A 597-nucleotide genomic window follows, 5' to 3' on the forward strand; every position below is an offset into this window, starting at 1 on the left:
ACCCTGTTCGTGAGCACCGGTACCGCGCACGCAGGTCTGGACAATGAGCTGAGCCTGGTCGACGGCCAGGATCGGACCCTGACGGTCCAGCAGTGGGACACATTCCTCAACGGCGTGTTTCCGCTGGACCGCAACCGCCTGACCCGTGAGTGGTTCCACTCCGGTCGCGCCAAGTACCACGTCGAAGGCCCCGGCGCCGCCGACTTCGCCGGCACCCTGGAACTCGGCTACCAGATCGGCTTCCCCTGGTCGCTCGGTGTGGGCATCAACTTCAGCTACACCACGCCGAACATCCTGCTCGACGACACGAACATCAACCCGCTCTCGGCCGGCTTCAACCCGCTGGGCTCGGTCATCACCCCGAACCTGTTCCCCGGTGTGTCGATCTCGGCCGACCTCGGTAACGGCCCCGGCATCCAGGAAGTCGCGACCTTCTCCGTCGACGTCAAGGGCCCGGCCGGCGGTGTGGCCGTCTCCAACGCGCACGGCACCGTGACCGGCGCGGCCGGCGGTGTGCTGCTGCGTCCGTTCGCCCGTCTGATCGCCTCCACCGGTGACAGCGTCACCACCTACGGCGAACCCTGGAACATGAACTGA

Annotated in this window: 1 protein-coding gene; it reads left to right on the top strand. The window is 66.8% G+C overall.

Going from position 1 to position 597, the window contains the following annotated elements; genetic code table 11:
* Window positions 1-3: 3 nt before the first annotated feature.
* Window positions 4-597 (top strand): porin MspA, encoded by a 594-nt coding sequence (mspA, locus tag BST13_RS38090; RefSeq protein ID WP_083171394.1) that lies wholly within the window; start codon window positions 4-6, stop codon window positions 595-597.

The sequence above is a fragment of the Mycobacterium aquaticum genome (assembly GCF_002086485.1).
Taxonomy (GTDB): Bacteria; Actinomycetota; Actinomycetes; order Mycobacteriales; family Mycobacteriaceae; genus Mycobacterium; species Mycobacterium aquaticum.